The organism is Nonomuraea sp. NPDC003754 (assembly GCF_053605785.1).
On record NZ_JBSGJX010000025.1, the window covers coordinates 25,677 to 37,996 of the forward strand.

Annotated in this window: 12 protein-coding genes; 5 read left to right on the forward strand and 7 right to left on the reverse strand. The window is 69.8% G+C overall.

The features are described from left to right. Window positions 1–8: 8 nt before the first annotated feature. Both ACWEVS_RS27880 and ACWEVS_RS27885 read left to right on the forward strand, forming a co-directional pair. On the forward strand, window positions 9–323 hold the full coding sequence (locus ACWEVS_RS27880) for a hypothetical protein (protein ID WP_449923305.1): 315 nt from the start codon (window positions 9–11) through the stop codon (window positions 321–323). Then, on the forward strand, window positions 320–1,534 hold the full coding sequence (locus ACWEVS_RS27885; protein WP_452553998.1) for a transglycosylase SLT domain-containing protein: 1,215 nt from the start codon (window positions 320–322) through the stop codon (window positions 1,532–1,534). The genes ACWEVS_RS27880 and ACWEVS_RS27885 overlap by 4 nt, the downstream gene beginning before the upstream one ends. A gap of 87 nt (window positions 1,535–1,621) precedes the next feature. Here the strand turns inward: ACWEVS_RS27885 and ACWEVS_RS27890 are convergent, their stop codons facing one another. Together ACWEVS_RS27890 and ACWEVS_RS27895 are read right to left on the reverse strand one after the other, a co-directional pair. After that, the gene (locus ACWEVS_RS27890) at window positions 1,622–3,736 is read right to left on the reverse strand and encodes a serine/threonine protein kinase (protein WP_452553999.1); all 2,115 of its coding nucleotides are present in this window, start codon (window positions 3,734–3,736) and stop codon (window positions 1,622–1,624) included. 61 nt (window positions 3,737–3,797) lie between these two features. After that, the gene (locus ACWEVS_RS27895) at window positions 3,798–4,952 is read right to left on the reverse strand and encodes a S8 family serine peptidase (protein ID WP_452554000.1); all 1,155 of its coding nucleotides are present in this window, start codon (window positions 4,950–4,952) and stop codon (window positions 3,798–3,800) included. A 516-nt stretch (window positions 4,953–5,468) separates the two neighbouring features. On the opposite strand from ACWEVS_RS27895, the gene ACWEVS_RS27900 reads away from it, so the two are divergent. After that, on the forward strand, window positions 5,469–5,918 hold the full coding sequence (locus ACWEVS_RS27900; RefSeq protein ID WP_354908757.1) for a hypothetical protein: 450 nt from the start codon (window positions 5,469–5,471) through the stop codon (window positions 5,916–5,918). Between the two features lie 354 nt (window positions 5,919–6,272). On the opposite strand, the gene ACWEVS_RS27905 is transcribed toward ACWEVS_RS27900, so the two are convergent. Then, on the reverse strand, window positions 6,273–7,010 hold the full coding sequence (locus tag ACWEVS_RS27905) for a VOC family protein (RefSeq protein WP_452554001.1): 738 nt from the start codon (window positions 7,008–7,010) through the stop codon (window positions 6,273–6,275). A gap of 319 nt (window positions 7,011–7,329) precedes the next feature. Here ACWEVS_RS27905 and ACWEVS_RS27910 point away from each other — a divergent pair, with 319 nt between their 5' ends. Continuing rightward, window positions 7,330–8,034 carry an alpha/beta fold hydrolase gene (locus tag ACWEVS_RS27910; protein ID WP_452554002.1) on the forward strand — a complete coding sequence of 235 codons (705 nt, stop codon included), beginning with the start codon at window positions 7,330–7,332 and terminating at the stop codon, window positions 8,032–8,034. A 166-nt stretch (window positions 8,035–8,200) separates the two neighbouring features. On the opposite strand, the gene ACWEVS_RS27915 is transcribed toward ACWEVS_RS27910, so the two are convergent. The 3 genes from ACWEVS_RS27915 to ACWEVS_RS27925 all read right to left on the reverse strand — a co-directional run bounded on the left by ACWEVS_RS27915 (window position 8,201) and on the right by ACWEVS_RS27925 (window position 10,582). Further along, complete coding sequence (locus ACWEVS_RS27915; protein ID WP_452554003.1) at window positions 8,201–9,232, reverse strand: hypothetical protein; 1,032 nt, start codon at window positions 9,230–9,232, stop codon at window positions 8,201–8,203. Beyond that, the gene (locus ACWEVS_RS27920) at window positions 9,229–9,597 is read right to left on the reverse strand and encodes a hypothetical protein (protein ID WP_452554004.1); all 369 of its coding nucleotides are present in this window, start codon (window positions 9,595–9,597) and stop codon (window positions 9,229–9,231) included. Before ACWEVS_RS27920 ends, ACWEVS_RS27915 begins: the two co-directional genes overlap by 4 nt. A 496-nt stretch (window positions 9,598–10,093) precedes the next feature. After that, window positions 10,094–10,582 carry a MarR family winged helix-turn-helix transcriptional regulator gene (locus ACWEVS_RS27925; protein WP_452554005.1) on the reverse strand — a complete coding sequence of 163 codons (489 nt, stop codon included), beginning with the start codon at window positions 10,580–10,582 and terminating at the stop codon, window positions 10,094–10,096. Between the two features lie 8 nt (window positions 10,583–10,590). Between ACWEVS_RS27925 and ACWEVS_RS27930 the strand changes: the two genes are divergently transcribed. Beyond that, a complete protein-coding gene (locus ACWEVS_RS27930) occupies window positions 10,591–11,046 on the forward strand; it encodes a hypothetical protein (RefSeq protein ID WP_452554006.1) in 456 nt (151 codons plus the stop codon). 30 nt (window positions 11,047–11,076) lie between these two features. Here ACWEVS_RS27930 and ACWEVS_RS27935 read toward each other — a convergent pair whose 3' ends face one another. Beyond that, window positions 11,077–12,189, reverse strand: coding sequence for an ABC transporter substrate-binding protein (locus ACWEVS_RS27935; RefSeq protein WP_452554007.1), 1,113 nt, complete (start codon window positions 12,187–12,189; stop codon window positions 11,077–11,079). Window positions 12,190–12,320 lie beyond the last annotated feature (131 nt).

Sequence of the window (12,320 nt, forward strand, 5' to 3'; positions counted from 1 at the left end):
CGACTTTCATGAGCGCAGGCTTCGTTGATGTTTCCTACAAGGCATTCGACGAGTGCAGGACGCGGATCAACATCGCGGCCAAGGGGTTCGATCTCGACGAAATCTTCAAGAAGACCAAGTCGAAGCCTCCCGCCGAGCTGACGGACGCCAAGCTGTTCGGCAAGCTGGACGGCGCGCAGGAGCTGGCCGCCAAGATGGACGCCGCCTGGTCCGGAATCCGCGTCGAACTCGACAGCGCGCAGCTCAAGCTGGAGAGCGTCGAGCGGGCGCTCAACGATGTGGAGGCCAACCTCCGCAAGGCGGAGAAGGACTCGGGCGCATGAGCACCGACAGCACCATCATCATCACCGTAACCGCGCCGGACATCACCGAGGTCCCCCGCGGGGCGGAGTTACAGGCCATGCTCGACAAGGTGACGGGCAATCCTCAGGGAATCAGGGCCCTCGCCTCGACCTGGCGATCATGCTCCCACCAGGCCGCGGACGTCACCTCCGCGCTCATCAGGAACATCAACGAGGTCGACCTGAAGTGGGAAGGCGATTCCGCGGACGCCTTCGACCGCCACATGCGTCTCTATCCCAAAGCGGGCGGCGAATTCAACACCGCCGTCACCGCCTGCGCGACAGCGCTCGACCAAACCGCCACGGCACTGGAGAAGGCTTCCGCGGAAATCCGCAAGCTTTGCGATGAAACGGTCGGCGGTGCGCAAGTTTTCATCGGGAATTATCTTGTCAACCACCGCGACAAGGATCAGGTCGACGCCATGCGCGCGCTGCCCGAGGACCGGGACTTCACCACTCTGGTGAACACCAAGATCGAGCTGGCCAAGGGACATGTCAAGGCCGCCGAGGAGGCCGTCACGGCCGCCAAGAACACGCTGGCCGGCCGCGTCCAGGCGAGCGGGACCGGGGAGAACTCGCGGTTCGGCTTCTTCTCCGACATCCCGTATCCCGGAGGGGCGGACTTCGACCCGGGCGACAAGAAGGTCATCTGGAAGCGGACGACATCCTCTCAGGGGGACACGCGGCTGTCGGGCGGTGACGGCTCGAAGTCCGGCGGCGGCGCGGGAGCCGGTGGCGGCTCCGGGTCGGGCGGCGGGGTCTCGCCGGCGGGCACCACGCCCGCGCCCAAGGCCGAGGTCGTCGAGTGGATCAAGCAGGCGCTCACCGTCATCAAGTCACCCGAGATGGCGGACGTCATGCGCGAACGCGGCATCGACGTCAATGACCTGGACCCGAACGACCCCCAGGACGTCCAGCGCATCTGGACGATCATCTACCACGAGTCCGGCGGCAACCCCGGCGCCGTCAACACCTGGGACATCAACGCCAAGAACGGCGTTCCGTCCCAGGGCCTGATGCAGACCATCCCGCCGACGTTCAACGCGCACGCCCTGCCCGGCCACGGCAGGATCCTGGATCCGGTCGACAACATCATCGCGGGAGTCCTGTACACCTACAGCCGCTACGGCAACCTCGGCGGCCACCCCGGCATCCAGTCCCTCGAACGAGGCGGCGGCTACAAGCCCTACTGACGGCCGCGGCGGCCGCCGCTCGTCCGGATCTCGGGCGACGACGACGGCCCCACCCGGAAAGCTCGGGGTGGGGCCGTCGGTGCTGGATCAGCCGCAGTTCGCCCAGCCCGCGGCGGTGCTTCCCGCATCGACGCTGCCGGAGAACTTCACGCACCTGCCCGGGGCGACCAGCTTGACCGGCCCGGCGTAGTACTTGTAGTTGCCGCTGTCGGTCGCGCTGCTCCCGCCCTGGACGTCGAGCGTCGCGCTGACCGGGCTCTCCCTGCCCACGCCCGCGTACTTCATCGTCACCACGCAGTTCTGCTTGGTGCCGCTGTTGTACAGCTGGAAGGTCTCACCACCGTTGAACGCCTGCGAGCGCTGCACGTAGAAGCCGGACCCGCACACCTGGACCGGCGTGTAGGGGTTCTTCGGCTCCGGCTGCGGCTGCGCGGGCGGCGGGGCCGCGCTATTCGTCTCCGGCGGGGGCGCGGGGGCCTCCGTCGCAGGCGGCGGAGCCGGCGCCTGTTGCGTGCTCTTGACAGGAGTCGGCGTCGGGGACGGAGGCTCGGTGCTCTTCTTGGGCGTCGGGGTCGGGGGCTCGGTCGTCTTCTCGGAAGTCGGGGTCGGCTCCTGGGACTGCTCCGGCGTCCTGGTGTTCCTGGGCGTCGTGTCCTTGGGCGTCGGCGTCGCCGTGACCGTCTTGGTCACCCGCGGGCTCTTCGGCTGTGCAGGCGTCGCCTGCGGGGTCGTCGGCTGCGCGGTCGGCTGCTTGGTCGGCGGCGGGGTCGTCGGCTGAGCCGTGGGAACCGGCTGGGTCGGCGGCGGCGAGGGCGTCGGCACCATGCTGTACGCGGGCGCGGTCGGGACGCCCGACGGCTCCTCGGTGGGCAGGACGAGCGGGCCCACGCCGTACGGGTCGGCCTCGGACGCCGTGGCCCACGGCACGGTCACCTCGGGCTGCGGCTGGTCGGCGCCCGGCTCGCCCGGCTGCGCGACCGCCCCGTCACCGGAGTCGGCCGTTCCCTTCCCTCCCGCGTCGGCCGATCCGGTGGCTCCGCCGGTGACCTTGCCGTCGGCCGAGACGCCGATCGAGTTGATCCGCTGGGTGTCCGTGTAACGACTGGCTCCCCAGATGCCCACGCCTGACAGCACCATGAGCGCGGCCACCGAGGCGGCCAGGCCGACCGGGAACCTCCGGCGCGGCGAAGACGGTTCCACGACCGACGCCTGCAACACCTGGGGCCGCTGCGGCGACTCCCACATGGGCTGCTGCGGCTTGGGCCTTTCCCACGCCTGCTGTGGCTTGGGCGGCTCCCACGCCTGTTGCGGCTTGGGCTGCTCCCACACCTGCTGCGGGGGCTGGACCGGCACACCTTCGAGCGGCGCGCCGTCCGCCGCCGGCGGCAGGGCGGGGAGACCGAACGCCGGAGGCCGGGTCACCGCCTCCGCCGGCGGCGGCTCAGCCGCGACCTCCGGCTCCGCCGCCGGGCCGCCGAGCAGGCGCAACAGCGCCGCGTACGTGGTCGGCCGCTGCCCGGCGTCCTTCGCCAGCGCCGCGGACACCACGCCCAGCAGCGGCTCCGCCAGCGTGCCCAGCGCGGGCACCCCGGTCAGCACCGCGTCGGCGTCCTGACCGAACGGCGCCTTGCCGGTGGCCGCGAAGACCACCGTGGCCGCCCAGGCGAACAGGTCCGCGGAGGAACCGTACGGCTCGCCTCTCAGCTGCTCGGGCGAACGGTAGCCGATCTCACCGGCGGGCTCGCCGAGGTCCAGGTCGGTCACCCGGAGGCCGTCGGCGCCCATGATGACGTTGCTGGGGGTCAGTCCCCGGTGGGTGATGCCCGCCAGGTGCGCGGCGGTCAGCGCGGTCAGCGTGCCGACGGCCACCCGCTCCACGGCCTCGGCGTCGAGCGGCCCATCGGCTGCGACAAGCTCGGCGAGGCTGCGCCCCTCGACGTGTTCGCGCACGACGTAGAGGTGGCCCTCGTGCAGACCGACGTCCACCGTTCGCGCGATGGACGAGCTGGAAAGGCGCCGGACCCTGGCGAAACGCGCGACGCCTTCCGGGTCCGGCTTGCCGGTGAACAACTTGATCACCCGGAGAGGCGCGTCCTCCGACTCCCGGCCCAGGAAGGCCGTCCCGCGCGGCCCCTCCGGCAGGCGTTCCAACAGGTCGTGGTCGCCCAGCCTCATCGGATCGTCCGGCTGTAATGGGTCCATCGTAGGTTTCCCTTCATCAAGCGCTGCGGCGCAGCGCCTGCATCAGCAGTCACATGGGTCATCAGGTCGGTGGGCCCGCCCGCCATCCACGGCTTCTGCCGAGCGGCAGCACCCGGGCGAGCGCGCCGGCCGCGGCGGTGAGGATCAGCGCCCCCGCGGTCACGGCCAGCGAGATGTTCCTGGCCCCGGCGTCCTCCGGTGGGAGTTTGGCGATCGCGTCCGCCGCGATGGGAGCGGGCGGAGGCGCGGCCACCAGCGGCCGGCCCGCGGGCTCGAAGGGCAGGACGGCGCTGACCGCCTGCACCGGATTGACCATGCCCGCCCCGGTGCCCTTGCCGACGGAGCCGTCGGCCGTGGCGATGATGCGCCGCCGTACCTGCTCCTGGTTGAGATGCGGGAACCGGGCGCGCACCAGCGCGGCGGTCCCTGACACGTAGGCGGCGCCGAAGCTGGAGCCCTCGAGATCCAGCTTGTACGTGCCGTGCGGCCACGGGGCGATGATGCCGACGCCCGGCCCCAGGACGCCGACGGGTGTGGCCGTGTTGGAGGAGTCGGCGCGCCGCCCGTCGGTAGTGGCCGAGCCGACGGCCAGCACTCCCTCATAGGAGCCCGGGTAGGCGGGCACGTCCTCCTTCTTGTCGGTGATGTTGCCCGCGGCGGCGACGATCACGACATCTCTGGCCAGGGCGTTCTGGACGGCCGCCTTGAGCGTGGGATTGTCGGCCGCCTTGATCGAGATGTTGATGACGTCGGCCTTGAGCTGGACCGCCTTGTCGATGGCCGCCGCCAGGTTGGCGACGTGGCCCTCGGCCTGATTGCTCTGTTTGAGCTCTATGACGGTCGCCCGCGGAGCCACGCCGTGGAAGGCGACGCCTGGATAGACGCGGCCGGCGATGATTCCGGTGACGGCGGTGCCGTGACCGACGCAGTCGGTGTAGCCGGTTCCGGTGAAGTCGACGAAGGTGGAGAGCCAGGGCAGTTGCGGATGCTTGACGTCGAGGCCGCTGTCGATGACCGCCACCCGTACGCCGGCGCCGGTGCTCAGCCGCCACGCCGTCTTGATGTCCAGCCGCTTCTGCGCCCAGGGCTCTCCGCCGGGCAGCTTCACCACGCCCGCTTCGGGGTTGCACTCCTCACGCGCCGACGTGGCGGTCGCCGGGGTCGCGACCGCTGGAGCGACGACGAGGCCGAGAGCGGACACGGCAGCCAGAAGCACTCGACCGAGCACAGCCGAACGCCCCACTTTGTCCAGATATATCCGAGCGATCCGCCCCGACTGCGCAGGACCATCACGGCTTCCCGCCGGCACGGAGGCGCGGCTCGCGCTCGTGCGACGCCGACCGCTCCACCGCTCTACCAGGGTCATCTCAGCCATCCAGGTCGAACCGCGTCTGACCGCCGGATCCGGCGATCAACACGACCAGCAGGGCAACGAGCAACGCGGGCGTCCTGGCCCCGGCATCCGCGCCCCCGCGCACCTGCCCCGATCAAGTCGCATTCGTTCGAGAGGCAATCCTGCGACGCCGGTTATCCCGTGTCGTTAGCGGAGAGCGCAAGATATCTTGGCGGAGAGCGCAGATCATCCGGCCCCGGCCAGGCGACCCCGCCGGGGCCGACCAGTGGGCCCGTCAACGCGCTCCGGTACCCTCTCGTGATCTTCACACAGCGCTCTCGAGTCCCGGCCGGACCACCTACCGGGACCCCCCTTGAAGCCAACCTGGAGAAGTCGTCAATGACCATGCCTGAGCACAGCACGACCTGGCACGACGCTCGCTACGACATGCCCGTCAGTCGGCAACTGGAGCGCTACAACGAGCTGGCCGCCAGGAACGCATCGGCTCGTGCCCGGATTGAGCTGGTGGAACGAGGGATCTATGACCCCGCCCGGCATGGAGCCGATGACCGGCCTCCGCTCACCGTGGCCGAACACATCGAATTGCTGGCATTGGCGGAGAGCATCGCGCGCACCGTGCGCCATCCGTCGAACGTCCACCACGCGCTGCTGGCTGGGGTGACCTGGGCCGATATCGCCCGCATCGCCGACTCCGACGAGCTCGCCGTCCGGCGGGACTACCAGCAGTGGGCTGACGATCAGTACGACCTCAACCAGCGCTTCCCCGACCGCGGCATGACCGCCGATGAGCACGCCGCCGCGACGGCCAGAGCAGCGGAGGGGCCTTGAGACACCTTCTTGCAGACCGAGACCCCGTCGCCGACTTTGTGGGCACCTCACGTCCGGCGATCTTCGAGGCCTCCACGCTGCCCGTGAGGGTCCCCAGGGAGATCGCGACCTTCTTCAGGTCCGTGAGCTTCCGCGCGCCGGGCCGGCAGACCACCCGAACCCACGGAAAACGGTGCCGGCGGTCGATGTCGCTCCGGTCGTCGGCCCACTGGTAGCCGTGTTCGGTGGTGCCGTCCCGCCTCTCGGCGACGGCCTGGCCGTCCACGGACGCTTGCGGGCGAACCTCCTTCGACGGCGGTGGCGACGACGTCGCCGAGGAGCCGTTGTACGACCCGCAGGTGAAGAGGCTCCGCGTCAGCGCGGGGTGAGGACGCAGAACTCGTTGCCCTCCGGGTCGGCGAGGACCGTCCACGACACGTCACCCTGGCCCACGTCGAGGTCGGTGGCGCCGAGAGCCCGCAGCCGGGCCACCTCCGCCGCTTGATCGTCGCCGGGGTAGGGCCGGAGGTCGAGATGGATGCGGTTCTTCACGGTCTTCACATCAGGCGTGCGGAGGAACTCGAGATACGGCCCGACACCCTTGGCGGAGCGCAGCACCGCATGATCGTCGGTCACCTCGTGCAGGGTCCAGTCCATCGCCTCGCCCCAGAACCGGGCCATGGCCCGGGGGTCCGCGCAGTCGACCACCACCGCGGCCATCGGCCCGGTGTCCCGGTAGACCGATCGAGGCTCCAACACGCAGAACTCGTTGCCCTCCGGGTCAGCGAGGACCGTCCACGGGACGTCACCCTGGCCCACGTCGACGGGCGTCGCGCCGAGATCCTGGAGGCGCGCGACCAGATCCGCCTGATGGGCCGCAGAGGTGGTGGCGAGGTCGATGTGCACGCGGTTCTTCACCGTTTTGGATTCCGGGACGCGAAGGAAGTCGATGCAGAGAGCGATGGGGTCGGGATAGGCGAAGCCCTCGGGCTCGACGTTGGTCTCGCCGGCTTCGTCGCCGGAGATGCTCCAGCCGAGCGCCTCCGCCCAGAACCGGCCGAGTGCGGAGTCATCACGAGCATCCATCGCAACGTGAACGAGCCGTGTCGCCATGCCGCCGATCCTATGCACGCGTCGATGAGGACCCAGCTGGGGCATCGAGGGCCGAGAAGCTGAGGACCGCGTCCAAGGCCGCGTAGTAGAGCTGAGGCGCGTGGGGACGTCGGCTGTGACCGCCTGGCCCGCCTCACCGCCGTCGTCCAGGTGCCCGATGGCCTGCTCGGACGCAGGCGTGCGGCGGCGGAGCCTCTGGCGAGCTCCGGCCTCCTGCCGAGCACGCGGATGGCGCTGCAGATGAGCGTCGCCTTCTCCGTGGCGTTCCGGCGCAGTGATCGGCAGCGAGGTTGTCGGACCGTTCCGCTACCTTTCCACCATGGCGGAATTCGTACTGGTCGCGGGCGCGTGGCTCGGATCGTGGGCGTGGGACGAGGTGGTGCCGGAGCTGCGTGCGGCCGGCCACGGCGCCCACCCGTTGACGCTGTCCGGCCTCGCCGACAGGCGTGGCCTGCCAGCTGGGCAGCAGACCCACGTCCAGGACATCGTCGACGAAGTCGGACGCCACGATCTGCGCGACGTCATCCTGGTCGGGCACAGTTACTCGGGCATCCCGGTCGGTCAGGCCGCCGAGCGGATCGGTGACCGGCTGGCCCGCGTGGTCTTCGTCGACTCCAACGTTCCCGCCGACGGCGAGTCGTTCGTGTCCCGCTGGTCGGTTCACGGCCGGACGATGGTGGAGGCCTCGATCGCCGAGAACGGGGGCTTCTGGTCGCCGCTGGTCGCGGCCGACTACGACGGTCAGGGCCTCACCGGAGAGCAGATCGCCCGGATCGTGCGCGGCTCGACACCACACCCGGGGGCCACGCTGACCGAGCCGGCCGTACTGGCAGGCCCGCTCGGCCGGCTTCCTGCGACGTACGTCAAATGCCTGCTCGACGGCGACAAGCCGAGCGACGACGTGGTCGAGCTGCTGACCAGCGAGCACTGGCGGCTGGTCGAGATGGACACCGGCCACTGGCCGATGTTCTCCCAGCCACGCGAGCTCGTGCGGATCCTGCTCGACACGGTGGCAGGCGGGTAGGTCCGGCGCCGCGGCCGCTTTGGCGAGGGCTGCCCGGATGGTCTCGTCGCCGACTCGGTCGACAGCGGCTTGCACCTGGGGGGACGCTGTTCCGGCGCGGCCGAGAACGAACTCCTGGACCGGCGGGCGGCGTGGACAGTTCGGCACGCGGGGCGGGCACCGTCGATCACCTCAGTCGTTTGTGCGCGTGGGCCAGTAAGTGGTGGGTGGCCGCCTGGCCGCCGACGGCGATCTGGCTGACCAGGAGGCTTCTGGTGCCGTCGCCGGCGTTGGGCGAGTCGGGCGCCATCCTCGACCAGGCGTGCCTGATGTGCGTGGCCAGATAGCGGGTGTCGCTGCCGGTGTCGGCGAGAACGACGACGCGGTGGACGGGGTAGCGGTCGATGACGCGCTGAAGTTCGTAGCCGGTGCCGATGTTCTCCTTCTGGAAGCCCGACAGGTCGATGACGACGAGGTCGGCGAGACCCAGCAAGGTGTCGACGGCGCGTTTCCAGTAGGCACCGTGGCACAGGTACGCGGACATGGGGTAGCTGCCTTTGCGGTCCCAGACGCGCACGCCTTTGCCGCCGGTGCCCCTGATGGTGCGAAACCCGCTGGGCAGCGGCTCGAAGGGCCGCGCGTCGAGCTCGCGCAGCATGCGTCGGTCGGAGGCGATGAACAGCTCTCCGAGCGTCCCGGCGCGCCGCATCCGCGCCAGCTCGGAGTGGCGCACGGAGGCGGCGCTGCGCAGCAGGTGCACGTACCCGCAGCGGCGAAAGGCCCCTTTGACGAAGTCGCGCACCCGTAGCTCGTTCTCGAACAGCCGGAAGTAGACGATGCTCAGCGGCGGCTGGCCGAAGACGTTGCGTGCGGCGCTGACTTTGGGCTGGCCGAAGACGACGGTCCGGGGCGGCGCGTAGAAGGTGATCTTCAGCTCGGGGATGACCGGCGCTCGGTAGCGGGACAGGGCGGCGGTGGCGGGCGGCATCAGCTCGGCGAAGGCCGGGTCCTGCGAGAGCTTGCGCACCTGCCTGGCCAGCAGGTGCCGGCGCGTGACGTCGACGGCGACCACAAGCAGCACTACCAGCCCCACCCCGCCGGCCAGGGCGGCGACCAGCATCGCCTCCTCGGCGCGCGAGCCCATCCGCTCGGGCGTGAGCACGGTGCCCAGCGCCACGATCGCCAACGGAAAGGCCACCCACGGCACGGCCAGCATCAAGACGTTGCCCAGCGTGGTACGGCCGGGCCGCGACTGCCGCAGGGCGGCGCCGTGCTCGGCCGAGGGCGGCAGCAGCAGCGCTTGGCCGGATCGCGCGCCCGCCGTTGCTGCGACAGCGCGATTTGCCAGCGGACCACGCGCACGACCAGCGCGACGGTGAACAGTGCGGAGGCCAGGCCGGTGCCGCCGGCCAGCCAGGGGAAGAGCTCGAAGTCGCGGGGGATCCGCACACCGACGGTCACCGCAGGAACCCGGCCGCTCATGTAGGCGAAGACGAGCGAGGCTATGCCGCCGGTGTAGAGGCCGCCGAGCAGGTTGCCGCGCGCCGCCTCGGCCTCGGCCGCCGGGTCAAGCCGATACCGCATGAGCCACCTCCGTTCCCACCGAGTGTGGCCACCCAAGATCCCCGGCACATGAGTAGCCCCTACTCAGGAGGGGGATACAGGGGCTCTACCGCGGTCAACGCGGTACCGGGCCGAGCGGAAGATCCTCGTCACAGACCACTGGCAGCCGCAGAAGCCACAGGTCGCTACCACTGATTTCCGCACCCAACCTCCTCGATGGCCCATCGGCCGCTTCGTCCCCCAGATCGTGACGTGTTCGTCGCCGCAATCTTGGGATCAATGGAGGCACCACGGCGGAGAGCGCACCGGCAGATCTTGGCCGACTCGGCTCGATGCCCTCGGCTGACCGGATCCCAGGCAGCACGAGGATGAGCGAGCGCTGAGCCGGCCCCCGGACCGGCGACAGCCCGCAGCGGGCCAGCGAACGCGCGATCGGCGCTGATCTCACGGGATCGACGGCGGGTCGTGGGACCGAGGTTCGTCAGCAATCGCGGTCAGCGTCTCGGCCCACCGCCGCTCACAACGGATCGCAGGCGGGATCGTGTTTCTCATAGAGCCGGGCGAGCAGACGATTGAGCTGCCGTTGTTCGGCTGCGTTGAGCGGCGACAGGAACTCGGCCTCCGCCTTGGACAGCTGATCGAGCGCCTCGTCCACCACCTTCGTGCCGGCATCGGTCAGCCTGACCACGTACTTCCTTCGATCAGCGAGGTCGCGTTCACGGTGCGCGTAACCCAGCCGCTCCAGCTTGTCCACGACCGCCACCATGGTCGTCCGGTCCATGCCGGTGAGCCGGCCCAGTTCGCGCTGGGACAGCCCCTCACCGTGGGCGACGCTCAAGACGCGCAGGTCACGACCGGTGAGAGACCAGCTGTCCAGCGCGTTACCGATCACTGCGCGGGCGGCGTCGCCGAGACGGAGCATCATGTGGCTGGTCGCCGAAGTGACCAGCTGCGCGGCCGGGGTCGGTTCTCTCATGAGGGCAACATACGTCATGGCACCGATCATCAGTTACTATGATCGTCAGCATCGCTGATGAATCGGAGCGTGCCATGAGCTCAGTTGCCACTCGTGAGACCGCGCTTAGCGTCGCCCTCGTGGCGATGGGGCTGGTCACCACCCTCCCCGCCCTCGCACTGGTCACCTCGTACGCGCTGGAATGGACCTACGGGGTGATCGCCCCCGAACCGATGACGCTGGCACTGCTTCAGCACCGGGGCATGCTCCAACTGCTGCTGGGCGCGGCCCTGATCTGGGCGGCCTTCTTCCCGCCGGCGCGGCGGGCTGCCGCGATCGCCGCGGTGGCGGGCAAGTCGACCTTCCTCCTGCTGATCCTGCCGAACCCCGACCTGCGTGCCGACCTCGCGCCCTTCAGCACGGTGGTCGATCTGACCTGCATCGTCGTGCTGTCGGTCTACATCGTCTGGAGCACCTCGGTCAGCGTCAGAGGCGGTCGACACGCCCCGCATTGACTTTCTGGGCAGTCGGACGGCTGTGCTCTCTCAGCCGGCGTGAAGGATCCGCAAGCGATCGGGTGCCGCCGGATCTCGGTCGACGACCTGGACCGGCGCCCAAGCCCACTGCCAAACGCTGATGCCCGGCGTGCGGGAGAACTGGATCTTCCCGCGGGTGCCTTCGACTGCAACGCGCGGCCAGGCTTCGGCAGTGCTCGCCCGGTCCACGCCGCCAGACCGCAGCACATCAGCGAGGACGGTGACCGTGTCGTAGCCCTCGAAGGCGACGAAGGAGGGCGCCGCGGCCAGCCGTTCGCACAGGACCTTCTCGACTCGTGCCCCGAGTGCGCTGAGGCTCTCGGGCCGGTAGCGCAAGAACGGGATCGCGGCGCCGTCGTCGCCCAGCAACCTCGCCCATTCGGCGAACTCCGGCTGCCCGGCCGGAGCACCAATCATGATCTCGGCCAGGCGCGGGTCGCGGCGGACAGACTTGACGATCGACACGGCCGGCTCCGGGTGGCCGACCAGAAGAAGGAGGGCCGTCGCGCGATTGCCGACGAGTTCGTCGCACACGGCCGTGGGGGCGAGCGCGCCCATGTCGAGCTCGATGACGGTGCCGCCGTGTGGAGCGAGGTAGTCCCGCAGAATGCGGGCCCCGGATGCCCAGTAGACACTCGGCTGGGCAGCTACGGCGATCCGCCTGTGACCCGCACTGAGGAGGAAGTCCGCGTAGATCTGCCAGCCGTGGGACTGCGCCGGGGCGACGCGCGCGACCCATTCCGTCGGCTGTTCGGTGAGCGTGTCGAGAACCGCTGAAGAGCAGAGGTACGGCAGGCCGAGGGCGTCGGCCCTGGCCGCAGCGGTGCGAGCGACCACGCTGTGATACTCCCCCGCCAAGGCGGCCACGCCCAGGCGAGCCAATTCATCCACAGCCGCCGCGGCCCGCTGCGGATCAGCCGCGGTATCCCGGACCACCAGTTCGAGCGGTCTTCCGACGATCCCACCGGCGTCATTGACGTCGCGAACGGCCAGCTCGAGTCCGGCGAGCAAATGTTGGCCTGCCTCGACCCAGCCAGGCCGAGTCAACGGAACGAGAGCGCCGATCTGGACGGATGATCCGTCAGTCCGCTCCACTGCAGGCGGTGATGGTGGCGTGTTCATGCGTGGCGTCTCCCGTGTGACGGTTCGGTCGCAGTCTGCCCTGATCACAGAGTGGCAAGGCCAGATAGTACGCGTTCATCTCATCTCGCCGTGGCGGGCGCACCCCGCGACCTGTTGCCCGATCCCGGCCG